Source organism: Polaribacter sp. SA4-10, assembly GCF_002163835.1.
Taxonomy (GTDB): domain Bacteria; phylum Bacteroidota; class Bacteroidia; order Flavobacteriales; family Flavobacteriaceae; genus Polaribacter.
Map to the genome: position 1 here is coordinate 2,841,137 of NZ_CP019331.1, position 25,274 is coordinate 2,866,410.

General features: G+C 30.6%; 20 protein-coding genes and 1 tRNA gene. 13 read left to right on the forward strand and 8 right to left on the reverse strand.

Going from position 1 to position 25,274, the window contains the following annotated elements:
- Window positions 1-28: 28 nt before the first annotated feature.
- From BTO04_RS12395 to BTO04_RS12410, 4 genes are all read right to left on the reverse strand, one after another.
- Window positions 29-892: an RNA polymerase sigma factor RpoD/SigA gene (locus BTO04_RS12395; RefSeq protein ID WP_087564797.1), complete on the reverse strand. Its 864-nt coding sequence runs from the start codon at window positions 890-892 to the stop codon at window positions 29-31.
- 454 nt (window positions 893-1,346) lie between these two features.
- A complete protein-coding gene (locus BTO04_RS12400; protein WP_087564798.1) occupies window positions 1,347-1,961 on the reverse strand; it encodes a deoxynucleoside kinase in 615 nt (204 codons plus the stop codon).
- 65 nt (window positions 1,962-2,026) lie between these two features.
- On the reverse strand, window positions 2,027-2,704 hold the full coding sequence (locus BTO04_RS12405) for a response regulator transcription factor (RefSeq protein WP_087564799.1): 678 nt from the start codon (window positions 2,702-2,704) through the stop codon (window positions 2,027-2,029).
- Entirely contained in the window at window positions 2,697-4,274 is a 1,578-nt protein-coding gene (locus BTO04_RS12410) for a sensor histidine kinase KdpD (protein ID WP_087564800.1), read from the reverse strand. Before BTO04_RS12410 ends, BTO04_RS12405 begins: the two co-directional genes overlap by 8 nt.
- A gap of 117 nt (window positions 4,275-4,391) precedes the next feature.
- On the opposite strand from BTO04_RS12410, the gene BTO04_RS12415 reads away from it, so the two are divergent.
- The 7 genes from BTO04_RS12415 (at window position 4,392) to gldA (ending at window position 12,375) form a co-directional block, all read left to right on the forward strand.
- Window positions 4,392-4,760: a hypothetical protein gene (locus BTO04_RS12415; protein ID WP_087564801.1), complete on the forward strand. Its 369-nt coding sequence runs from the start codon at window positions 4,392-4,394 to the stop codon at window positions 4,758-4,760.
- Entirely contained in the window at window positions 4,750-5,598 is an 849-nt protein-coding gene (locus tag BTO04_RS12420) for a GLPGLI family protein (protein ID WP_087564802.1), read from the forward strand. The genes BTO04_RS12415 and BTO04_RS12420 overlap by 11 nt, the downstream gene beginning before the upstream one ends.
- A 172-nt stretch (window positions 5,599-5,770) precedes the next feature.
- Window positions 5,771-6,601 (forward strand): GLPGLI family protein, encoded by an 831-nt coding sequence (locus BTO04_RS12425; RefSeq protein ID WP_087564803.1) that lies wholly within the window; start codon window positions 5,771-5,773, stop codon window positions 6,599-6,601.
- Between the two features lie 39 nt (window positions 6,602-6,640).
- Entirely contained in the window at window positions 6,641-9,412 is a 2,772-nt protein-coding gene (locus BTO04_RS12430; protein ID WP_087564804.1) for a carboxypeptidase-like regulatory domain-containing protein, read from the forward strand.
- 104 nt (window positions 9,413-9,516) lie between these two features.
- A complete protein-coding gene (locus tag BTO04_RS12435; protein ID WP_087564805.1) occupies window positions 9,517-10,656 on the forward strand; it encodes a geranylgeranyl reductase family protein in 1,140 nt (379 codons plus the stop codon).
- A 4-nt stretch (window positions 10,657-10,660) separates the two neighbouring features.
- The gene (locus BTO04_RS12440; RefSeq protein WP_087564806.1) at window positions 10,661-11,431 is read left to right on the forward strand and encodes a hypothetical protein; all 771 of its coding nucleotides are present in this window, start codon (window positions 10,661-10,663) and stop codon (window positions 11,429-11,431) included.
- A gap of 47 nt (window positions 11,432-11,478) precedes the next feature.
- Window positions 11,479-12,375, forward strand: coding sequence for a gliding motility-associated ABC transporter ATP-binding subunit GldA (gene gldA, locus BTO04_RS12445; protein WP_087564807.1), 897 nt, complete (start codon window positions 11,479-11,481; stop codon window positions 12,373-12,375).
- A gap of 20 nt (window positions 12,376-12,395) precedes the next feature.
- Here gldA and BTO04_RS12450 read toward each other — a convergent pair whose 3' ends face one another.
- The 3 genes from BTO04_RS12450 to dnaE all read right to left on the reverse strand — a co-directional run bounded on the left by BTO04_RS12450 (window position 12,396) and on the right by dnaE (window position 18,780).
- The gene (locus BTO04_RS12450) at window positions 12,396-13,067 is read right to left on the reverse strand and encodes an HAD family phosphatase (RefSeq protein ID WP_232455902.1); all 672 of its coding nucleotides are present in this window, start codon (window positions 13,065-13,067) and stop codon (window positions 12,396-12,398) included.
- Window positions 13,048-14,361 carry a D-arabinono-1,4-lactone oxidase gene (locus tag BTO04_RS12455; protein WP_087564808.1) on the reverse strand — a complete coding sequence of 438 codons (1,314 nt, stop codon included), beginning with the start codon at window positions 14,359-14,361 and terminating at the stop codon, window positions 13,048-13,050. Before BTO04_RS12455 ends, BTO04_RS12450 begins: the two co-directional genes overlap by 20 nt.
- An 81-nt stretch (window positions 14,362-14,442) precedes the next feature.
- Complete coding sequence (dnaE, locus tag BTO04_RS12460; RefSeq protein WP_087564809.1) at window positions 14,443-18,780, reverse strand: DNA polymerase III subunit alpha; 4,338 nt, start codon at window positions 18,778-18,780, stop codon at window positions 14,443-14,445.
- A gap of 324 nt (window positions 18,781-19,104) precedes the next feature.
- On the opposite strand from dnaE, the gene BTO04_RS12465 reads away from it, so the two are divergent.
- From BTO04_RS12465 to BTO04_RS12480, 4 genes are all read left to right on the forward strand, one after another.
- Window positions 19,105-19,644, forward strand: a complete 540-nt coding sequence (locus tag BTO04_RS12465; RefSeq protein WP_087564810.1) for a 30S ribosomal protein S16 — start codon at window positions 19,105-19,107, stop codon at window positions 19,642-19,644.
- Window positions 19,645-19,663: 19 nt separating this feature from the next.
- Window positions 19,664-20,188 (forward strand): ribosome maturation factor RimM, encoded by a 525-nt coding sequence (rimM, locus tag BTO04_RS12470; RefSeq protein ID WP_087564811.1) that lies wholly within the window; start codon window positions 19,664-19,666, stop codon window positions 20,186-20,188.
- Window positions 20,187-20,273: transfer RNA gene (locus tag BTO04_RS12475), tRNA-Ser, on the forward strand. Before rimM ends, BTO04_RS12475 begins: the two co-directional genes overlap by 2 nt.
- 333 nt (window positions 20,274-20,606) lie before the next feature.
- On the forward strand, window positions 20,607-21,275 hold the full coding sequence (locus BTO04_RS12480; protein ID WP_087565416.1) for a tRNA1(Val) (adenine(37)-N6)-methyltransferase: 669 nt from the start codon (window positions 20,607-20,609) through the stop codon (window positions 21,273-21,275).
- 441 nt (window positions 21,276-21,716) lie between these two features.
- Here BTO04_RS12480 and BTO04_RS12485 read toward each other — a convergent pair whose 3' ends face one another.
- Window positions 21,717-23,081 carry a saccharopine dehydrogenase family protein gene (locus BTO04_RS12485; RefSeq protein ID WP_087564812.1) on the reverse strand — a complete coding sequence of 455 codons (1,365 nt, stop codon included), beginning with the start codon at window positions 23,079-23,081 and terminating at the stop codon, window positions 21,717-21,719.
- 74 nt (window positions 23,082-23,155) lie between these two features.
- On the opposite strand from BTO04_RS12485, the gene BTO04_RS12490 reads away from it, so the two are divergent.
- Together BTO04_RS12490 and pckA are read left to right on the forward strand one after the other, a co-directional pair.
- Entirely contained in the window at window positions 23,156-23,536 is a 381-nt protein-coding gene (locus BTO04_RS12490; protein ID WP_087564813.1) for a DUF423 domain-containing protein, read from the forward strand.
- An 88-nt stretch (window positions 23,537-23,624) separates the two neighbouring features.
- A complete protein-coding gene (gene pckA, locus BTO04_RS12495; RefSeq protein WP_087564814.1) occupies window positions 23,625-25,235 on the forward strand; it encodes a phosphoenolpyruvate carboxykinase (ATP) in 1,611 nt (536 codons plus the stop codon).
- Window positions 25,236-25,274: the final 39 nt, after the last annotated feature.

Below are 25,274 nucleotides of genomic sequence, written 5' to 3' on the forward strand. Positions count from 1 at the left end.
GTTTTTAAGTTTTTATTTATGATAATGGCTATCCAAGATATGTCATTAAAATTTTAGATCTAGAAGTATGTTTTAATCTTCTAATTGCTTTTTCTTTAATTTGACGAACACGCTCACGAGTTAAATCGAAAGTTTCTCCAATTTCTTCTAAAGTCATTGGTTGGTGTTCTCCTAAACCAAAGTATAATTTTACAACATCTGCTTCTCTTGGAGTTAACGTTTCTAAAGCTCTGTTAATCTCAATACGTAAAGATTCATGTAATAAAACTCTATCAGGGTTTGGAGATTCTCCAGAGTTTAATACATCATATAAGTTAGAATCTTCACCTTCAATTAAAGGCGCATCCATAGATACGTGACGTCCAGAATTCTTCATAGATTCTTTTACGTCATTTACAGTCATGTCTAATTTCTTAGCAATTTCTTCTGCACTTGGTGGACGCTCATTTTCTTGTTCTAAGAAAGCGTACATTTTGTTAATTTTATTGATAGAACCAATTTTATTTAACGGTAAACGTACAATTCTAGATTGTTCTGCTAATGCTTGTAAGATAGATTGACGAATCCACCAAACAGCGTATGATATAAATTTAAAACCTCTCGTTTCATCAAAACGTTTTGCAGCTTTAATTAACCCTAAGTTTCCTTCGTTTATTAAATCTGGTAATGTTAACCCTTGATTTTGATATTGTTTTGCAACAGATACAACAAACCTTAAATTGGCTTTTGTTAGTTTTTCTAATGCAATTTGATCACCAGCTTTAATACGCTGTGCCAACTCTACTTCTTCATCAGCTGTAATTAAGTCTACTTTACCAATTTCTTGTAAATATTTGTCTAATGATGCAGTTTCTCTGTTAGTAACCTGCTTGGTAATTTTAAGTTGTCTCATCTAAGTTATATATAAAAAAATTAAGGTATTAATATGATAGCTACAATTACTTATACGTAGGACTTTAGATAAATGTTACAAAAAAGTTTATTTTTTTTTAAAAAAATGAAGAAGAAATTCTCAAAAGTCAGTTTTCTACCGTTCATTGTTTGCTTTCTATCAATTATATTTTTTAAAAAATTAAATGAGACTTATTGTTTTTTTTGTGTCAAAATGATAACCAAGTTGAAAACAGTTGGTGTTTAAAATTTAATTGACAAGTAATTAGTGATAAAGTAGTGGGATCTATAGATACTATTTGTGTTGTTTTAGTAAGTAAAAAAAGAAAACATTTTTACTAATTAATAACAGAATAGACAATGCTATTTAAAATAGTAAGTTAAAGGTGTTTGAGGTTTGATGAATTTGTTGGGGGACAAATGATCATGTGTAATTTTTTTATAACTTATTGGTATTAAAATAAACCATTTATTTGAGCATCAATTCTATCAATAATATACCCTAGATCTTCTTGGTTATCTACAAAATCTAAATTATCTACATCAATAATAAGTAATTTTCCTTTTTTGTAAGTAGAGATCCAAGCTTCATAGCGTTCATTTAACCTGCTTAAATAATCGATACTTATAGAGTTTTCATAATCTCTACCTCGTTTGTGTATTTGTCCAACTAAAGTAGAAATATCTGCACGTAAGTATATTAATAAATCTGGAGGTGTAACTAAATTTTCCATCAAATCAAATAAAGAGCTATAGTTATTATAATCTCTATTTGTCATTAATCCCATTGCATGTAAGTTTGGAGCAAAAATATGCGCATCTTCATAAATTGTTCTATCCTGAATAATTTTATTACCAGACTCTCTTAGTTCTAAAATTTGACGAAAACGACTATTTAAAAAATAGACTTGTAAATTAAAAGACCAACGCTCCATTTCTGAATAAAAATCATCTAAATACGGATTTTCATCAACAGACTCAAAATGAGGACTCCATTTATAATGTTTGGCTAAAAGTTTTGTTAGTGTGGTTTTACCAGCACCAATATTTCCTGCAATTGCAACGTGCATATTTATTGTTCTATAAGATTAAAAAGGGTTGCTAAAGGTACTAAAAATTTACAACTAGAAAAGTATTAACAAATCAATTTATAACCAAAATTTCTCACGTTTATAATTTGAATGTTTGTATCTTTTTTTAATTTTTTACGTAATTTACTAATAAATACATCCATACTTCTAGCATTAAAGAAATCATTATTTCCCCAAAGCTTATTTAAAATATAAGTTCTGTCTAAAATTTCGTTTTTCTTTTCAACCAAATAAAATAATAATTCTGCTTCCCTATGAGTTAGTTGTTCTATTTCTGAAGAATATTGAAGTGTTTGTTTTGTATAATTAAAAGAGAAATCACCAATTTTAATGTGATCAGAATTACTTTTAAGTTCAATTCTATTTAATAAAGCCTTCATTCTTACAATTAACTCTTCCATAGAAAAAGGCTTTTTTAAATAATCATTTCCACCATGATTAAAACCCTCCAATACATCTGAAGTTTGTGATTTTGCTGTTAAAAATATAATAGGAATTCTTTTATCTTCTTGGCGTATTTCTTTTGCCAATGTAAAACCATCTTTTTTGGGCATCATTACATCTAAAACTAAAATATCTGGTTTTTGTTCCTGATATAGCTCAAGTGCTTCTTTACCATTTTCTGCATGAAAAACAATAAAATTTCTAGTCTCTAAACTTTCTTTTACAATCATGCCTAAACTAGCTTCATCTTCAGCAAGTAAAACTTTAATTTTATTCATTAGGAATGCTTATTTTAAAAATTGTTTGATTTTTATCTGATGAAAGAATAATAATTCCTCCATGTTTTTCAATGATTTTTTTGCAATAATACAAACCAATTCCAAAACCTTTAATATCTTGTGTGTTTCCTTTAGGAACCCTGTAAAACTTATCAAATATTTTTTCTTGTTGATTCTTTTCAATGCCAGATCCGTTATCAGCTGCTGTAATTTCTATTGAGTTTAAAATAGAAATTACATTTATTCTAATTTTATCACCTCCATACTTCACCGCATTATCAATCAAATTAGAAATCACATTTTCGAAGTGAAAAACGTCAACGTTCGCATAGCAAGGTTGCAAGTTTATAGAAAATGAAAGTTCCTTTTTGTAGGCTAATATTTGATGTTTAGAAACCAATCTTTCCAAGATATTAACTATATCAACAGTTTCTTTTTTTAGCACTAACTGTTCACTATCTAACATGGCAGTTTCTAGAAGTTTTTCAACCATTTGATGTAATTTATTTATCTGAATAGAGGATATCGAAAGGTATTTATTCGTCTTTTCTTTATCTTCTAAAACATTAAAATCTTTAATTGCCTCAATAGCTGCAGAAATAGTGGCAATAGGCGTTTTAAATTCATGCGTTATATTGCTAATTAAATCATTTTTAATAGCTGCTAATTCTTTTTGATGATTAATTATTTTTAATAAATAAAATAAGCAACCAATAATTAAAAGTGATAATAAGAGCGATAATAGAATTCCTAAAGAACTTCTTTTTAGAGCTTCTAAACTTGTATTATTAAAAAATAATTTAAACTCTTCTCCTTTTTTTAAATAAGTCGATTTACTAGAAACACTTTTGTCTAATTTTCTTATAATTAAAGAATCGTTTGAAGAATGAAAAATTGTATCATTCTTTAAATGATTAAAGACAAAAGTAATGGGTATTTTTTTCTTATCAAGTTGGTTTTTTATAAGTGAATCTAATTGCGGATATTCTATTTCATTTGATGTGATTGAAATGAAAATTGGTTTTAAAGTTTTTATTAATTTTAAACTATCAGCAGCCTTTTTTCCTTTAAAATATTTTATTTCCGAATAGTTTTCATCTTGTTTGTTTTTAGAATCTTCAATATTTATTTTTTTATTTTTAGATATTTTTTTTGCAAAATTTTGCACGATGGAATCTGTTTTTTTAGCATCATTTTTGTCATCACTAGTAAATGAAATATTGGTGATTTCAAATTTTGGTTTCGTTAATGAAGTGTCTTTATTTATTATAAGAGATTTAAATTTTTGAAATTTCTTAGAATGTTTAAAAATAGAATCATACCGTATGCTTCCACCTAAACTTGGATCCTCATTATTGTTACTGAAATTAATAATGGTTGTAATTTCTTCCTTCGCTAATGTTGAATAATATTCTTCTATAGCATTGTCTAGACTTAACTGAATTTCGTTTGTTAATTGTCGCTTATTTTCTTCGTAATTTTTATAATTCCAATAGAATTGTACACCAATAGTGGCTATGATGGTAGCTGTTATTAAGTGAAAAAGCAATTGATATTTTTGGATATTCATACTTCAAATATAGCTCGTTAATATTATAAAACGAGCTGGTTAACACTCATTAACACTCGTTAACTAAGTAAAAGATATATGAGGCTCATCTTTGTCAAGAATTTAAAATAAATAACTATGAATAAAATTATTTTTGCCATTTGTGTTTTTGCTTCCTCGCTTTTTTTTTCTCAAAATAAGAATAGTAGTAAAAATTATATGAACGTAAACTCTTTAAGTTTTACTTTAGATTCTTCAAAAGAATTAGCAACTATTAATTGGCAAGATATTAAAGAAGCTTTTAAACATAATAGCCCAGAAAGCAACATTTTTTTAGAGATCAAATTGAATACTAAAGAAAAACTAAAAACTAAATTAAAGGTGAAATACGGTTTTAGTTATAAAGTAGAAGGTAAGGCGAGAGAAATTGATAGTTTAGTTTTGAGAATGAGAAAAGTAATAAAAGTTATAAATAAAGTAACTAAAAAATTAAAAAATGAAGATTAAATTATTAACAACATTAATTTTATTTTGCTCATTGATTATAAATGGGCAAAATTTTACAGGAAAAGCAATTTACAAAACAAGCATTAAATCTTCTTTTTCGTTTGGTGACGATAAAAATTCTACGATGTCTGATGATATGAAAAAACGACTTCATGCAAGAATGCAAAAGATGAATCAGAAAACTTTTATTTTATATTTTGATCAAAAAGCTTCAACATATAAAGAAGAAATACAACTAGATGCGCCAAAACCTCAAGTTGGTGGGGCTGGAGTTGTGTTGATGTCTTTTGGAGGTTCTGGAAATGGTAGTGTCTATTTCAAAAATATTAAGGAGCAGCGTTTTTCGAATCAAACAGAAATTATGGGAAAACGTTTTTTAGTGAAAGACAAACTTCCAGAGTTCGAATGGGAATTGTCATCTGAAACAAAAAATATTGGAAATTATACTTGTTACAAAGCAACATTTACTAAAGAAGTAGAAAATATTATCATGACCATAGATAAAGGTGAAAGTAAAAAAGAAGAGAAGAAAGAAATAATCACTACAACTGCTTGGTACACTCTACAAGTTTCTGTTAGTAATGGACCAGATAATTATCAAGGTTTACCGGGTTTAATATTGGAAATAAATGATGGTAAAAAAACAATTGTTTGTACAGAAATTGTTTTAAATCCTTCTGATAAAATTAAAATAGCTGAGCCAGAAAAAGGGAAAGTTGTTTCACAAAAGGAGTTTAATAAGATTCAAAAACAAAAATCTAAAGAAATGATGGAGACGTTTAAAAGTAGAAAAGGTGTTGATTTAGGAAATAGTTTAAATATTAAAATTGGAGGGTAATTAAACCTTTGGTAATTTTTAAAGTCTTAATAAATATTTAAGAGGTCTTATCAGGTGTGTTCTAAAGTGTTGTTTTTTGTTGATTGTTTTAAGTAAAATATTAAACATTTAGATTTTTTTAAGACTTTTTAAGTTAATAACACATATTTTTGTCAAAATAAATTTAAAAATCATGAAAAAAATATTACTTATAGTCTTTTTAATTAGTTCAATATCAGTTTTTTCTCAAAGTAATTTTCAAGGTAAAGCAAGTTATATGTCTAAAACCACGATGGACATGAGCCGCTTTGGTGACGAGATGAGCGAGCAGCAGAAGAAACAAATGATGGCTCGTTTTAAGAATTATTTAGAGAAAAATTTCACATTAAGTTTTAATAAAACAGAATCTTCTTTTAAAGAAAATGTAAAGTTAGATGCTCCTGGAACAACTGGACGTAGATGGGGTAATAATAATGGCCAAGGTTCTATTTATAAAAACCTTAAAGATCGTGAAATGATTGAAGATATAGAACAATTTAGTAAACGCTTTCTAGTAGTTGAAAAAATGGATCAACCAAAATGGGAAATGGGTGTTGAAACAAAAAAAATTGGTCAATATACTTGCTACAAAGCAACAATGGTAAAAGTAGATAATAAAGTAGATTGGGGAAAAATGTTTAGTAGAAGAGGAGACAACAAAAAGAAAGACTCTACTAATACAGAAGATAAAAAAGAAGCTGTAAAAATGTTAGCAGTTACTGCATGGTATACTCCTCAAATTCCTGTAAGCTCAGGGCCAGCAAATTATTTTGGTTTACCTGGTTTAATATTAGAGATAAATGAAGGAAGAACAACCATGTTGTGTACAGAAATTGTACTAAACCCTTCAGAAACAATAGAAATAAAAAAACCAACTAAAGGTAAAGAAGTTAACAGAGAAGAATACAATAAAATTGTAAAAAAGAAAACAGAAGAAATTAGAGAACAATTTAAAAGCAGAGGAAGAGGTGGTAGAAGATTTTAATAAATCTACACCATTCTAACTAAACTTAATAAAAATTACATGAAAAAAATTATACTTATCTCCATTTTTATGGTGTCTTGGGTTTCAACTGCTCAAATTAATTTAATAGGTGTTGTGAAAGATTCTATTGGTAACCCTCTAGAAATGGCAAACGTAATTGCATTAGATACAGTGGCCAAAAAAATTACTTCTTATGGTTTTACAGATGCTAAGGGAAATTTTAAATTAGAGTTGAAAACAAATACTAATTATAACATAAAAATTAGTTATGTTGGTTTTAAAGACATTAGTCAGTTTATTAAAACAGAGGAAACTAATATCTCTAAAGTCTATAGCATGTTTGAAGATAACGTGTTGGATGGTATTAATATTGTATATAAAATGCCAGTAACTATTAAAGGAGATACAATTATTTATAACGCAGACTCTTTTAAAAACGGTTCTGAGCGAAAGTTAGAAGATGTATTAAAAAAATTACCGGGCGTAGAAATAAATGATGCGGGAGAGATTGAAGTTGAAGGAAAAGTTGTTGAAAAAATAATGATAGATGGTAAAGAGTTTTTTAGTGGTGATACAAAATTAGCTGCAAAAAATATTCCTTCTAATGCAGTAGACAAAATTCAAGTATTAAGAAACTATTCAAACGTAAATCAACTTAGTGGTGTTCAAAACAATCAAGATAGAGTTGCAATTAATATTAAATTAAAAGAAGGTAAAAAGAACTTTTGGTTTGGAGATGTAACAGTAGGTGCAGGAAATTCGCCAGATGACGGTTTGTATCTTTTTCAGCCAAAATTATTTTATTATACACCAAAATACACTTTAAATGTTATTGGAGATTTAAATAATATTGGAGATGTTGTGCTAAGTAGGAGAGATGTGAGAAGTTTTGGTGGAGGCTTTCAAAGTCAGAGTCCATCAAACGGTACAAACATTAATCTTGCAGATGCAGGTATCGGTTTTTTAAATGCTAGTGCGAGAAATGCAAATAGAATTGAAACTAAATTATCTGCACTAAACTTTAGTTATTCTCCTAATAAGAAATTAGATTTAAGTGGTTTTTTAATCTGGTCAAGTAACAGTAATGGTCAGAAAAGTAATAATACCATTAATTATAATGATGTAGATGCTGAAGATGATTTTGTTCAGAGTCTTACAGACCAAACAAGTAATACGGGTTTGTTTCGATTTAGTACAACGTATAAGAAAGACTTTAGCAATCAGTTAAATTATGATGTTACAGGTCGTTTTTCTAATGAGTTTAGAACAGATGACGTAAATTCTCTCGTTTTAAGTGATATTGCTGAAAGAGAAAGAGCAACACCTTATAAAATAAATCAAAATTTAAGCTATTTTTATACTGCGAGTGAAAAAAGTATTTTTGCTTTAGAAGTGCAACATTTACTACAGAATGAAGATCCTTTTTATGTAGCTTCTTTAGAAAATGACCCAAATAATAACAACCCAAATGATATTGATGCATTAGACCAATTTGAAGATGGTTTTGATGATGCTGCAGAGAGCTTGGGTTTAGACAGGTCTAACTCATTCTATAACCTAGAACAAGACAGAAAAGTAAAATCGAATCAATTAGATGCAAAATTAGATTACTACTATATTTTAAATACAAAGAGTAACTTAAATTTTGTTGCAGGAACGATTTTAAGTAGACAAAACTTTAATTCAAGATTTTTTCAAATTTTAGATAGTGGAAGCGAGTATACTCCTAACCCTGATATTCCAGGTATTAATGATGCTCAAACTACAAATGATACAGAGTATAATTTTACAGATATTTATGCGGGATTAAGATATCGTTTAAAATCTGGTATTTTTACATTTACACCAGGTTTTACCTTTCACTCTTACAATTCAAAAAACACACAATATGGGACAGAATCTTTTCAGGATACGTTTTTAAAATTTCTCCCAGAATTTGAAGTGATAGCACAGTTTAAACGAAGCGAAAGTTTAACATTTAGCTATAAACAAGAAGTTAATTTTACTGACGTTAATCAAATCGCAAGAGGTATTGTAGCCAATAATTATAATTCTTTTTTTACTGGAGATGCAGGTTTAATAAATGCTAGTTTTCATAATTTGAGTCTTAACTACAGAAGTTTTAATTTATTTAACGCTAGTAATGTTTTTGCGAGAGTTAATTATAGAAAAACGATAGATCAAGTAGCAACCAATATTGGCTTTATTCCAAATTCAGTAGTTTCTGCAAGAAATAGTTTAAATTCTCCTGAAGAAAACGAAACATTTTCAGCTTTTGCTAGAGCTAGTAAAACAATTAAAAAAATTAGAACTTCAATTGGTGGTAGTTTTACATATAATAAAAACTATAGATTTAGAAATGCTACCGGAATAGAAAATGAAATTTTTAATCAAAATGTTAACACAAGTATAGGAACTAACTTTACAAAAGCACCTAACGTTAGTTTAAGGTATAATGTTAGTTTTACTACCCAAAAAGATGCTTCACTTCTAGAGGATATAAAAAGTATAACACATGCTCCTTCAATAAATTTTGATGCATATGTATGGAACGCTGTAACTGTTACTTCAGATTTTACTTTTAATGAAGTTAGACAAGAAGGAAATAAGCAGAATTCATTTAAAATTTGGAATGCAAAATTAGCGTATAGAAAAGATAAGGATGCAAAATGGGAATATGAGCTAGTAGGTAATAACTTGTTAGCTGAAGGTTCTAGAACCACAGTAAGTCAAAGTAATATCTCCTTTAATATTAATGAAACGTTTATTTTACCAAGATTTGTAAGTTTAAGAGTACGGTATCAATTATAATTTAGATTGCACTTTTAAATTAAAAATGACTCAAGAAATTGAGTCATTTTTTTATATTATAAATTTAAGTTAAGAAACAATATATTTGTAAAAAAAGTGAAGATATGATATTTGATGTCGCAATAATTGGTAGTGGTCCTGCAGGTGCTTCTGCGGCAATTAAACTAGCTGAAGCTGGTGTTTCTACAGTAATTATAGAAAAAGAAACACTGCCCAGGTATAAAACTTGTGGTGGAGGTTTTGCTTATAGAGGTAGAAGAGAAATGCCCTTTAATGTTAGCGAAGTTGTAGAAAAAGAGTTCTTTAAAGTAGATGCTTTTTTCCAAAAAGGAGGGGTTCATGTTTCTTCTGAAAGGTCAGAACCAATTATTAGCATGGTTATGAGAGATGATTTTGATAATTTTTTAGTAAAAAAAGCCAAAGAAAAAGGAATTACTTTATTAGAGGGGCATCAATTAAATGATATTACATTTCAAGAGAATATTATTTTGCATACTTCAAAAGGAGATGTGAAAACAAAATTTGTAATTGCGGCTGATGGCGCTTTAAGTAAAACTGCAAAACTAACAGGTTGGAAAGAAACTCGTTTACTAATTCCTGCTTTAGAATATGAAGTTGAGGTAAATGCTGATGACTTTGAAAGACTTTCTAAAAGTGTCCGTTTAGATTTTGATGCAATTCCTATGGGTTATGGATGGTGCTTTCCAAAGCAAAATCATTTGTCAATTGGTTTAGCTTCTTTTAGAAAAATTAAAGTAAATTATAAAGATTTATATAAGGATTATTTAAAGGAAACTTTAAAGATAACAGAAGTTATTAAAGAAGAAATGCATGGTTTTCAAATACCTGTTTCTCCTAGAACTGATGGTTTTGTTAGAAAAAATGTTTTTTTAGTTGGTGATGCTGCAGGTTTTGCAGACCCATTAACTGCAGAAGGAATTTCTAATGCTATTTTTTCTGGAAATATGGCTGCAGAAGCTATTATTGAAAGCAATCTTGATAATGAATTATCAGCAGAAATTTATAATAAAAAGTTGGAAGTTACTTTTTTACCAGAACTAAAAACAGCGTATAAATTATCTAAATTATTTTATGAAAACGACACTGTAAGAACTTTCTTAATGAAAAAATATGGAGAAAAAATTTGTGAGGCTATGACCCAAATTTTAATGGGAGAAAGATCTTATCCTTTAGATATTATGAAAACGATTAAAAAGAAATTTAAAAGCGCAATTTTTTCTTAAAAAGATGAGTGTATCAAAGACTAAGACATTTTTACCTGCATTTTGTAAAACATTAGGAATATTATTTCTCTATATATTTTTAGGCCTTTTTATAGATAGTGCATATGTAGTAGAAAATTATCAAGATTTACAATGGTTAGCGAATCTAATAATGGTTGTGGTTTTTTCTATTATACTTTTTAAAGTAAATCCCAGAATTAGAGAGCAAATGCTTTCTGCCGTTCTTATTGCTGTTGCAGGAGAATATGCATTCTCTTTGGGTTTAGGTATGTATACCTATAGGTTAGAAAATATACCTCATTATATTCCTATGGGTCATGCTTTAGTTTATGCAGGTGTATTGTATTTTACAAAGACGACCTATGTAAAAAAAAATTTAAAATTGCTAGAAAAAGTATGTACAGCTATTGTAGTTTTATATGCGTCCTATTTTTTACTCTTTTCAATAGATGTTTTTGGTTTTATATTAACAGTCATAACACTATTATTTTTAAGAAATAGACCTAGAGAAAGATTATTTTATTTAGTCATGTTTTTATCAGTTGCTTATTTAGAAATAATTGGTACAAGTTTTGAATGCTGGTGGTGGCCAACAATCGCTTGGAATAAAATACCTTTTTTACCAAGTGCAAACCCACCAAGTGGAATTAGTTTTTTCTATTTTGGATTAGATTTAGGAACGTTATGGTTTTATAAACAGCGTCATAAAATAGCTTGGAAAAGAATGAAAAAAATTAGAGAAATTGGTTTAAAAAACTCTAATTATAGAAACTAAAAAAAGAATACTTTCGTTATAAATATTATTCAAACTACATTTGTACAATGTCAATAAAAGTTTCATCAGTTACTAAAGTTTACAAAAATCAAAAGGCATTAAATAATATTTCTTTCTCTGCGGATAAAGGACAGATTATAGGTTTTTTAGGGCCAAATGGTGCAGGAAAATCTACAATGATGAAAATCTTAACAGGTTTCATAAAACCTAATTCAGGTGAGGTTTTTATTGATGAAATTAATGTTTTAGAAAACCCTATTGAAGCTCAAAAAGTAATTGGTTATTTGCCAGAACAAAATCCTTTATATACAGATATGTATGTAAGAGAATATTTGCAATTTCAAGCATCAATTTTTAAAATTGATAAAAATGAAATTGAAAAATGTATTGAAAAAGTAGGCTTAACTGTTGAAGCTCATAAAAAAATAAGTCAATTATCTAAAGGGTATAAGCAAAGAGTTGGTTTAGCAGCAGCAATTTTACACAATCCAAAAGTATTAATTTTAGATGAACCTACAACGGGTTTAGATCCTAATCAATTAGTGGAAATTAGAGCATTAATAAAAGAATTAGGGAAGGATAAAACGGTGCTTTTTTCTACACATATTATGCAAGAAGTAGAAGCAGTTTGTGATCGTGTAATCATTATTAAAAAAGGAGAAATTCTTGTTGATAAAAAATTAGCTGAACTAAAAGAAAACAATCAGCAAACAATAGAAGTAACTTTTGATTATAAGATTGAAGAGCAATTTGTAAAAAGGTTAGCAAACGTAGTTTCGTATAAAAATAATTACGATAATACGTGGTACATTACCTTTGAAAGTGAAGAAGATATGCGTCCAAAAATATTTGATTTTGCGCAAGAAAACGGATTAAAAATCCTTGGATTAAATGCTCAAAATAAAAATTTAGAAACGCTATTTAGAGAAGTTACAACTTCTTAGTCAAAGGCTTTTTTTATTGATTATATATCGTTTAAATACTCAAAAGCTTCAAAAAGAGTAGGAAATGCGATTACACTTCCAGCATCTTTTAATTCTTTTTCAGAGTGTACCGTTAAAATACCTATAGGTTTCATGCCTGCTAATTTTGCAGCTGTTGTTCCTGTTAAGCTGTCTTCAAAAACCCAAATATTATTAAAATCATTTTCTAAAAAACCCAATGCTTTGGCTAAAGTAATATAAGCTTCTGGCGAAGGTTTTGGTTTTTCATAATCTTCTACACCAAAAACAGTTGTAAAGTTTAAGTTTAAATGATGAATGCTGTTTTTTAGAAACAATTTGGTAGCGTTACTGGCTATTCCGTAAGGAATATTTTTCTCTGTTAAAAAGTTGGTGATTTCAAAAACGCCAGGTAAAACTTTAGGTTTTGTAAAATTAATATCTAAATGGTTATCCTTTAGAAAAAACAACGCTTCAGCTTGTTCTTCTTTACCAATTACGCTACAAAAATGTGCCGCAATTATAAGTGGAGATTTCCCTGTACAACTCTTTGGGAAAGGAATTATTTCAGTATCAAATAATTCTTTAAAAGCAGATTTCCAAGCGGTATAATGGCTATTGAAACTATCTACTACAACTCCGTCAAAATCAAATAAAATTCCTTTAGGCAACATGTTAATTGTGGCTTTTTTCATTAAATAATTGAGTTAAATATGGGTTCAGAAATTTGTTAGTTGGATCCATTTTTTTTCTTAAAACTTTAAAATCTTCCCATTTGCTGTAAACTTTAGATAATTCCGCGTCTTTCGCTGCAAAACGTTTTCCCCAATGAGGTTTTCCTCCATATTTTAGAAAAACTTTCTCAATACTTTTAAAAGCTTCGTAAGTTTCTGCTGTAGCTGCATTTCTAGAAACACAACCCATGGTTACCATATCTTCGTTGCAAGCATAACTTAGCCATGAGGAGTCTTTTTGTATAAAGCGCACATCCATTGGGATATGAATAAAAGATTTGTTGGACCATTTATTGATTTCAGTTTTCAGTTCTTCAAATACTTTTGGGAATTTATCCAATCCGATTGTCCATTCTGATAGTTCTATTGTAGACCCTCTAGATTTGGTCACTGTTGCCTGATATAAAGAGCCCTTGTGTTCTTTCTTAGAGCTAAAAAAAGCTTTGAATAATATTTTATTAGCAATAGCAGTCATCCAAGGATACACATGTGAATATTTGTACAATACCTTAGAGGCTGTTCTCCTATGCTTTAAGTACTTAGGTCCAAGTTTTTCTGTAATATTAGCATCTGGATCTATTTTATCTCCTGTAATTACATAGCCGTGGTCTGTATGAGGTAGCCATAAAATTCTTAGAAAATCATGTTTTTTTAGGCGCTCTTGAATTTTTGGCAGCCATTCAGCGTCATTTTCTGGACCTTCTTTTACATGCAAGGTGTATATCGGCTCACATTTAAAAGTGATTTCAGAGAGTGCTCCTAAAACACCAAGGGATACGCGAACCGCATCTATTAATGGATCTTCTGAAGTTACTTTTTTAAGTGTTCCATCTGCTAACACGATACTACATTCCGTTACGTATTCAGAAAGTAGCTTTCCACTTGTTCCGTGTGTACCCGTTGCCAATGCACCCCCAAGAGTAATGGTGTTAATATCTGGTAAACATGGAATACACCAACCTTTAGATTCAATAGCTTCTAACAAATCTCCTAAGATCACACCTGATTGTGCCGTAATTGTCAGTGCATCGTCATCGTATGAAAGTATTTTATTGTAGGATGTCATATCCACCAAAGTTGGCACACCAGAAGCAATATCTGCTGAAGATTGTTTGGTTCCGAAAAATTTAATTTTGTCTGATTCTCTTATAATTTCTTGTAATTCTTTTTCAGAAGTAATACTATAAAGAGATTTATAGTTGTATTTAATGTTGTCGTTCCAACTTGCCCAAACACCATTTTTATTTTGTTTCATCTATTTGTATAAATATTAAACAAAAATAAGTAATATTTTTTTTCTTAAGCACTTAATTTGTTTTATTCTACTATTGAAGAATCAATTTAGCTTATAATTAATTTGCTGACTTTCTAAAGTTGATAAAAATTCATTTGAAATTTTAATCTTAGTATTTCTACTTGGTAAACTAACTTCAATTTCTTCCTTAAGATCCCAAATTGTAAAAGTTAGAGATTGTTTTCCAGGATTATTTTTTAAGATACTTTCTAAATTTAGAATTGTTTTTTCATTTACATCTTTTAACGGAAGTTTGATGGTCACTTTTTTACACATTTCATCCATAATGTCATGTAAGAGTTTAAAGTCTGTGAATTTTAATCTTGGTTCACCTTTAACACCCTCTTTATTTGTCCAACCTGGTTGAATTGTAGAGCGAACATATAAGAATGAATTAGGGACTAAAAAGTGTTTGAATTTTAAATATTCTTCACCAAAAATTCTAAATTCATTACTGTCTCCATAATCTTCAATAGTAAATAATGCCCAACCTTTTCCTGCTTTAGAAACTCGATGCTGAACATCTGTAATAATACCTGCAAAAGATAAATTCAAGTTTACATATTTTGCAAGATCATCTTTAAAATGTTTTAAAGTGGCGTTGCAAAATTTAATTTCATTTTTAAAATCATCTAAAGGATGCGCAGAAATATAAATTCCAATTACTTCTTTTTCTTGGGATAATAACTCCATGTTTCCCCAGGTTTCACATTCAGGAATATCTGGTTCTGGAAATTGAACAGTAGAAGCATCACCAAACATAGATACTTGTGATGAGTTTTCATTTTCTTGATATTTACTTCCAAACTTCATAGCGCGCTCTAGGAAAGTCAAACCTTTTTCATCCGTATGAAAATATTGCGCTCTATGGGTATCCTCAAAAGAATCGAAAGCACCCGCTTTTATTAAACTATCAAACGATTTTTTATTTGCAGCACGTAAATCTACCCGTTTTGCCAAATCAAAAATGGAAGTATAATTTCCGTTTTCTTCTCTTTCCTTGATAATAGCTCTTACTGCCGATGCGCCAACACCTTTAACTGCTGCCATTCCAAAACGAACTGCGCCTTCTTTGTTTACAGAAAATTTTAAAAAAGATTCATTTAAATCTGGACCAAAAACTTCTAATCCCATTCGCCTACATTCTTCCATAAAGAAGGAAACGGCTTTAATATCTTTCATATTATTAGAAAGTACAGAAGCCATATATTCTGCAGGATAATGTGCTTTTAAATAGGCAGTTTGATACGCAATCCACGCATAACAAGTAGAGTGAGATTTGTTAAAGGCATAACTTGCAAAGGCCTCCCAATCTTTCCAGATTTTTTCTAATTTTTCTGGATTATGACCTTTTGCAGCAGCTTGTTCTACAAATTTTGGTTTCATTTTATCCAGTACTGCAATTTGTTTTTTACCCATTGCTTTACGCAAAACATCGGCTTCACCTTTGGTAAAATCGGCTAGTTTTTGCGATAAAAGCATTACTTGCTCTTGGTATACTGTAATTCCGTATGTTTCTGCCAAATATTCTTCCATGGCAGGTAAATCGTATTCTATATCTTCTGTTCCGTGTTTTCTATTAATAAAAGACGGAATATATTCCATTGGTCCCGGTCTGTATAATGCATTCATTGCAATTAAATCGGCAAAAACGGTTGGCTTTAAAGAGCGCATGTGCTTTTGCATTCCTGGAGATTCATATTGAAAAATACCAACTGTTTCTCCTTTTTGGAAAAGCTCATACGTTTTTACATCATCTAAAGGAAAAGTCTCTGGATCTAAATCAACATCGTGTTTTGCTTTTACAATTTTAACGGTATCTTTAATTAAAGTCAGCGTTTTTAATCCCAAGAAATCCATTTTTAATAAACCTGCGTCTTCTACAACAGAGTTATCAAATTGGGTAACATACATGTCGGAATCTTTTGCCAATGCAACAGGCACATAGTTGGTAATATCACCTGGTGTAATAATTACTCCACACGCATGAATACCTGTATTTCTAACAGAACCCTCTAAAATGGTGGCTTTATTTATAGTTTCTGCGGCTAAATCATTTCCATAAGAAATGGTTTTTAACTCTTCAACTAGTTGTTTTTCTTCGGCTCTTAAGCCAGCAACTTTTCCTTTACTTTTGGCATCTTCACCAAAGATGTTTTTAAGTTTTATGAGCGGAATAAGCTTTGCAATTCTATCTGCTTCAAAAAGTGGTAAATCTAAAACTCTGGCAGTATCTCTAATAGAGGATTTTGCAGCCATGGTTCCGTAGGTAATAATTTGCGCAACTTGATTTGCACCATATTTATTAATTACATAATCCATAACTCTTCCACGACCTTCATCATCAAAATCAATATCGATATCGGGCATGGAAACACGCTCAGGATTTAAGAAACGCTCAAAAAGTAAATCGTATTTAATTGGATCTATATTTGTAATCCAAAGACAGAATGCAACTACAGAACCTGCGGCAGAACCACGACCAGGACCCACAGCAACATCCATTTTTCTCGCTTCACGAATAAAATCTTCCACAATTAAGAAATAACCAGGATATCCTGTTTTTTCAATTACCGAAAGCTCAAAATCTAAACGTTCTTTGATAGATGCTGTAATTTCTCCATATCGTTTTTTAGCGCCTACAAAAGTTAAGTGTTTTAAGAAATTATTTTCCCCACGTTTTCCTTTATCTTCTTCGTCTTGTACATCTTTAAATTCTTCAGGAATATCAAAAGCAGGTAATAAAACATCACGTGCCAATGTAAAAATTTCAATTTTATCTACAATTTCTTGAATATTGATGATGGCTTCAGGTAAATCTGCAAAGAGCGTTTTCATCTCTGCTGTAGATTTAAAATAATACTCATTATTTGGTAAGCCATATCTATAACCACGACCTTTTCCTATAGGAGTAGCCTGTTTTTCACCATCCTTTACACATAATAAAATATCATGTGCATTCGAGTCTTTTCGCTCTAAATAGAAGGTGTTATTTGTAGCAATAACTTTAATATTATGGTTTTTAGAAAACTTTAATAAAGTTTCATTTACAATATTTTCGTCTTGTTGATTATGACGCATCAACTCAATATAAAAGTCATCTTTAAATTCCTCTTTCCACCAAAGCAAAGCTTCTTCAGCTTGTTTTTCTCCAAGGTTTAAAATTTTACTTGGAACTTCACCATTTAAATTCCCCGTTAAAACAATAATATCTTCTTTGTATTTTTTGATGACCTCTCTATCAATTCTTGGAACGTAATAGAATCCATCAACAAAAGCAATGGAAGACATTTTTGCTAAATTATGATACCCTTTTTTATTTTTTGCTAATAAAACAACTTGATAACCATTGTCTTTTTGCGATTTATTTTTATGATCTCCACAAATATTAAACTCACAACCAACAATTGGTTTCATAGGAGTTTCTGCCGTTTTATTATGATTTAAAATAGCGCTTACAAAATGAAAAGAAGCCATCATATTTGCAGTATCTGTCATGGCAACTGCAGGCATATTGTCTTTTGCTGCCGCTTTTACAATATTACCAATTTGCATGGTAGATTGTAAAACAGAAAATTGTGTGTGATTGTGTAAATGTGAAAATTGAACATTTTCTAATTCAGCTAAACCATCTGAAGTAGATATTGTTTCTTTAGTGTCTTTTAATTTATCAAGACGTTTTCTTATTTTATCACTTTCTTTTTTAAGGTTGATGTGTTTTAAACCAATTACCTGAATCGGTTTTGGGTTTGCTTCAGAGAAATTTTTGAAATAATCTGCCTCAACATCTAATTGTTCTTTGGTGAATTCTCTTAAACGAATTAATTCTAAAAAACAACGTGTTGTTGCCTCAACATCTGCCGTTGCATTATGTGCCTCCCCAAAACCAGTTCCAAATAAATGATTGTGTAATTCTGTTAATGTTGGTAGTTTAAATTTTCCTCCACGACCTCCAGGAATCTGACACATTAATGCCGTTTTTTCTGTACACGTATCAAGAACTGGAAGGGAAATCATTTTATTTTCTACGCCTAATCTATGGAACTCACATCCCATAATATTAAGGTCGAAATTTAAATTCTGACCAACAATAAATTTTGTTCTACCTAAAACTTCATTAAACTTAGTTAAACATTCATCTAAAGAAATTCCTTGTTCAGCCGCCAATTCAGTAGAAATACCATGAATTCTTTCTGCATCATAAGGAATATTAAAATTATCTGGTTTTATTAGAAAATCGTTGTGTTCTAGAACGTTTCCCATTTCATCATGTAATTGCCATGCAATTTGAATACACCTAGGCCAGTTGTCTGTGTCTGTTATTGGAGCATTCCAACTTTTAGGTAAACCTGTAGTTTCTGTATCAAAAATTAAGTACATTATTGGGTGTAAATGTTGAAGTGTTTAACTGTTTAATTGTGTTGTAAAAATAGGTATTTTTGAATAGAATTTAGGATGAAGTTATTAACTATTGTTCATTGAAAAAGGATTTGTCTTTGTTTGGGCACCGTTAGGGATAGAGCGGTTTGTTTGAGCTCCTCGAAGAGAGCCAGTAGCGAAAGCCCGACCCTTGTGGTAACGGCATAAATATCTTTAAAACGAATTGTTTTTGTGTTAAATTAATTTGTATATTTGCGCCCACTTACTACGAGATGGTAAGATTATTAATAATAAAGGTCGAGAACCTTAATAAATTAACAAATTATGTCTGTAAAGATTAGATTACAAAGACACGGTAAAAAAGGGAAACCATTCTATTGGATCGTTGCCGCTGATGCTCGTGCAAAAAGAGATGGTAAATACTTAGAAAAAATAGGTACTTACAATCCTAACGTAAACCCTGCAGTTATCGAATTAGATATTGATAAAGCTGTAGAATGGTTACAAGATGGTGCACAACCAACTGATACTGCAAAAAACATTTTATCTTACAAAGGTGCAATGTTAAAAAACCATTTAGTTGGTGGTATTAGAAAAGGTGCTTTAACTCAAGAGCAAGCAGATGTAAAGTTTGCAGCTTGGTTAGAAGAAAAAGCAACGAAAGTTTCTGATAAAGAAGCTGGATTATCTAAAGCACAATCTGATGCGAAAGCAGCAGCATTTGCAGCAGAGAAAGCAGTAAACGAAGCAAGAATTGAAGCAGCTAAGCCAGTTGTTGAAGAGGTTGCTGAGGTTGCAGTTGAAGAAGCGGTTGAGGCGGCTCCTGAAACAATTGATGATGTAGCAGCAAAAGCAGCAGAATAAAAACTAAATTTATACGAATATGCGTAAAGAAGATTGTTTTTATTTAGGCAAAATCGTTACAAAATATAGTTTTAAGGGTGAAGTTGTTATCAAGTTAGATACAGATGAGCCTGAGTTGTATACAGAAATGGAATCAGTTTACGTCGAATTTGGCAGTAATCTGGTTCCATTTTTTATTGAAAAAAGTTCACTACACAAAGGGAATCAATTGCGTGTTCAGTTTGAGGATATTTACTCGGATGAAGAATCAGATTCGATTTTAAAATGTGGTATTTATTTACCTTCTACAATGTTGCCAAAATTAACTGGAGATAAATTTTATTTTCATGAAGTTATTGGTTTTACGGTTGTCGATGTGAATTTTGGTGAAGTTGGTCAGATTGTTCATATAAACGATAAAGCAGCACAACCACTTTTTGAAATAGATAGAGATGGAACAGAGATTTTTATTCCTATGGTAGACGAGTTTATTAAAAAAGTAGATAGAGAAAATAATACAATTGAAGTTGAAACTCCTGAGGGGTTGATAGCTTTGTATATTTAGAAAGGTGGCCGAGTGGTCGAAGGCGCTACCTTGGAAAGGTAGTATACTGGTAACGGTATCGAGGGTTCGAATCCCTTCCTTTCTGCAAAAGAAAACTTTGGTATTTGGTAAACAGGTATTTATTTTGAAAAGATAAAAACTCGTTTTTAAATCTTTTTAAAATGAACAGATATTAAAGCGGAGCTTTTTAAGTTTTCATGCTTGTGTCAAGATGCTATTTGGGACGCACGAAGTGAATCTCTTCCTTTCTGCAAGAATTTGTCACAAAGTTGAAGAGTTGCAAATTTTCAAAGTAAAAAAAGTTTATAAGTTCTGTGTTTAGTTGCATGGAACTTTTTTAATTCTAAATAATTGATTTTATATTTTGTCTAAACCTTTCCAATTTAAAGAATTTACAATCCACCAAGATAAAACAGCCATGAAAGTTGGCACTGATGGCGTTTTGTTAGGAGCTTGGTGCACTGTTGATAACTATTCAGATTCCATTTTGGACATTGGTTCGGGAACAGGAGTTATTTCTTTAATGATTGCACAGCGTTCTGATGCAATGACAATCGATGCAGTTGAAGTGGATGCCGATGCATACGAGCAAACTGTGGAAAATTTTGAGCATTCAGACTGGGGAGACAGATTGTACTGTTACAATGGTACTTTTCAAGAATTTGCTGATGAAATTGCTGATGAAGAAGAAACCTATGATTTAATTGTTTCAAACCCGCCTTTTTATACGGATGAATTTGAATCTGAGGATGAAGCAAGAAATAAGGCGCGTTTTACATCGTCTTTATCTTTTGAAGAATTAATAAACGGAGTTGCAAAAATCTTATCAGAAAACGGAAAATTTGCAGTTATTCTTCCTTTTAAAGAGAAAGAACGTTTTATCACTTTTGCAAAAGAAAAAAATCTCTTCTTAAATAGAGTTTGTAGTGTTCAAGGAAACGCTACTTCAGAAATTAAAAGAAGTTTATTGTCTTTTTCTTTTCATGAAACTGAAATTATAGAAGAGCATTTAATCATAGAAATTGAGCGTCATCAATATACACAAGATTATATAAATTTGACGAAAGATTTTTATTTGAAAATGTAGGTTTAACCACCAAAGACACAAAGTATTCTTGCGAAGTGCGCAAAGCATAAATAGACCGTCACATCGAGTGAATTTTATTTTTCATCAAATTTGTATCGAGATGTATTAATACAGAGATTGCTTGGTGTCTTGTAATGATATAAATTTATTTTTTTTCATCCTTTAAAAATCACTTGAATTGATATAGGGCTTAACTGTTACCAAAGTTTTAAGGTAATGGGTTCTGGCTAATAATCAAACTGAAGTGTTGAGAAATTGTTTATTTGTGTAGTTTTTTATTTGTGTCAAAAAAACTTTGTGATCCTTTAAATTTTCTCTGTGAAATAGATGCACACAGCTAAAAAGAAAAGCGTCCTCACAAGGAATTCAAAAGAACTAAATATCCTCTATGAATCTCTGCGAAAACGCTTTGTATCTTTCTATGTAAGAACTATTTTCTACCTACACATGATTAGGATTGTACCCTAAATAAGGTACTTTTCTTTCTGAAAATATTATTCCGTGTTCTTCTAATTCCTTTAAAATAGGTTCGTACACTTCTTTAGAAATTGGAATTTGAACTCCAGGCGTTTTAATTTCCCCTTTTAGAATTTTTATAGCTGCAATTCCAACTGGTAAACCAACTGTTTTTGACATTGCAGTATAGGTTTGATTTTCTCCTAAAACTACAAAGCTACTTTCTATTTGATACTTTTTCCCTTCAAGTTCATAACCGAAAAGATGTTGCATTACAATCATGTCTTTATCGTCTTCGGCTAAAGTCCAAGATTTTTCTAAAATACTCTGAAGCATTTGTGCCGGAGTTGCATTTTTTAGTCCAATTTTTTTATCTGGATTAAAAATGTCAAGTTCTATTAATTTTTCCCACATTACATCATCTTGATCTATTTGAAGGTAAGAACGTAACTTTAATTCTACCGAGTCTGATGGTGAATAGGCTAAAAATAAATTCACAAAATCTCTGTAGCTCATGTTTTCAGATTCCTCTATTGTGTAAGAGTCATCCGTCATTCCTAATTGGACAAAAATATTCCAAGCTCTAGAGAATCCAACTTTTCTAATGGTACCCCTGTACATTGTAGGAATGCCTTCTAAACCATAAACAGTTCTATATTTTAATGAATCTCTATTTGCAATGGCTTCAAATTTTCCATTTCCATGCACGGTGATAAACTCACTTCTTCTAAATAATTTAGAATACGGAATGTATTTGTAAGTCCCTTCTTGAATAAACATGGCAGCGCCTCCTTGTCCTGCTAAAACTACATTTCTAGGATTCCATGTAAACTTATAATTCCATAAGTTGTTATCACTTTCTGGAGCAACAATTCCTCCACAAAAAGATTCAAACAATAACATTTTACCACCAGCATCTTTAATGTTATCAATTACTTGCATTGCACTCATGTGATCTATTCCTGGATCTAGACCAATTTCATTCATAAAAACCAATCCTTTTTCTTTTGCTAAAGGATCTAAGGCTTTCATCTCATCTGAAATATAAGAAGCTGTAACCATGTGTTTTCCAAAAGTGATACAGTCTTTAGCTACATCTAAATGAAATCTTGCTGGCAACATAGAAATTACAATGTCTGCTTTTACAATTTCTTCTTCACGTTGCTCTTTATTAAAAACATCTAAAACAATTGCTTTAGCATTTTTGTGATTATTGATTAACTTTTTTGCATTGTCTGTAGAAATATCTCCAATAGTTAAAAAAAGAGATTCTTGATTAGATTTGTCTAGTAAATATTTTATAAGTGCAGAACTCGATTTCCCAGCTCCAATAATTAGTATGCTTTTCATATGATAAATGATGTATTTTTGTATGAAATACGAAGGTACATCATTTGTTTAAAATTTAACAAAAACCATCATAAATGTTTAAAAATTTAATAATTACGTGCCTTTTAGGAATGTTGGCAATTATTTTAGGTGCCTTTGGAGCCCATGCTTTAAAAGACACTTTAACAACAGACCAATTATTAAGTTTTGAAACTGCGGTCCGTTACCAAATGCATCATGTAATTGTGTTGCTTTTTGTGAATACTTATAAAGGTTTTTCACCAACCCAAAGAAATAGAATCAGTTGGTTGTTTTTCTTTGGAATTTTCTTCTTTTCAGGATCTATTTATCTCATTCAGTTAACAGAAATTACTGCAAAATCAATTTGGTTTGTAACGCCACTAGGTGGATTGATGCTTATAACAGGTTGGGGTTGTATGCTCGTGTATTTTATAAGGATGGAATTAAAGGAATAAGATATTTATAAATAAACACTAAATAACTTCCCTGTAAAAAAATATTGTTTAATTTTGCATGATAATAAAACACAACAAAAATATTGATATGGTAGATACAAATGCGAAATCGATTTCGTTAAATAGTCTAGGAATCAAAAATGCAACAGTTCGTTACCAGTTATCGTCTAATGACTTACATGCAGAAACTTTAAAAAAAGAACAAGGAGTTGAATCTTCTTTAGGAGCACTTGCTGTAGACACGGGTGAGTTTACAGGACGTTCGCCAAAAGACAGATTTATTGTAAAAGATGCTGCCACAAAAGACCAAGTTTGGTGGAGTGATATCAATCTTCCTTTTGATTCTGATAAATTTGATGCACTTTATAATAAGGTTACAGATTACCTTTCTGAAAAAGAAATATTTGTAAGAGATTCTTATGCTTGTGCAGATGAAGATTATAAGTTAAATATAAGAGTTGTAAATGAATATCCTTGGAGTAACATGTTTGCTTACAACATGTTTTTAAGACCAACAGAGGAAGAGTTAAAAGGCTTTGATCCAGAGTGGACCGTTATAAACGCACCTGGTTTTATGGCAGATCCTGAAGTAGATGGAACGCGTCAGCACAACTTTGCTATCTTAAACTTTACACGCAAAATAGCTTTAATTGGGGGTACCGGTTATACTGGTGAAATTAAAAAAGGAATTTTTTCTGCGTTAAACTTTATATTGCCAGTTTATAAAAACACATTGCCAATGCATTGTTCTGCAAACGTTGGTAAAGACGGCGATACCGCAATTTTCTTTGGACTTTCTGGAACAGGAAAAACAACACTTTCTACAGATCCTGATAGAAGTTTAATTGGTGATGATGAACATGGTTGGACAGCAGAAAATACCGTTTTTAATTTTGAAGGTGGTTGTTATGCGAAAGTGATCAATTTATCGCAAGAACAAGAACCAGAAATTTTCGCAGCAATTAAAAAAGGAGCAATCCTAGAAAATGTTGTGATGGATAAAAAAGGAGTGATCGATTTTGCAGATACTTCTATTACACAAAATACAAGAGTTAGTTACCCTATTTATCATATAGACAATATTCAGCAACCATCAATTGGTAAGAATCCTAAGAATATCTTTTTCTTAACAGCAGATGCTTTTGGAGTTTTGCCTCCAATTTCTAAGTTAACACCTAGTCAAGCAGCGTATCACTTTATTTCTGGTTATACTGCAAAAGTTGCAGGAACAGAAGCAGGAGTTACAGAGCCTACACCTAGTTTTTCAGCTTGTTTTGGAGCGCCTTTTATGCCTTTACATCCTACAAAGTATGCAGAGATGTTAAGTCAAAAAATGCAAGATACAGGAGTCAACGTTTGGTTGATAAATACCGGTTGGTCTGGAGGTAAATACGGAGTTGGACGAAGAATGCCATTGAAATATACAAGAGCAATGATCTCTGCGGTTTTAAATGGTGATTTAGGAAGCTATAACTACGAAGATTATCACATTCATTCAGTATTTGGATTTGCACAACCAAGAACCTGTCCTGGAGTACCAACAGAGTTATTAAGTCCTAGAACTACTTGGGATAATGATGAAGCTTATTATAAGACAGCTTTTAAATTATCAAACGCATTTAGAAATAATTTTACTCAATTTGAAGAAGTAGCAAGTGAAGACATAAGAAGAGGAGGTCCTCAACGTTATGCATTCTAAAATAGCTTTTACAATTGTAAATATTCAAAACACCTCTTT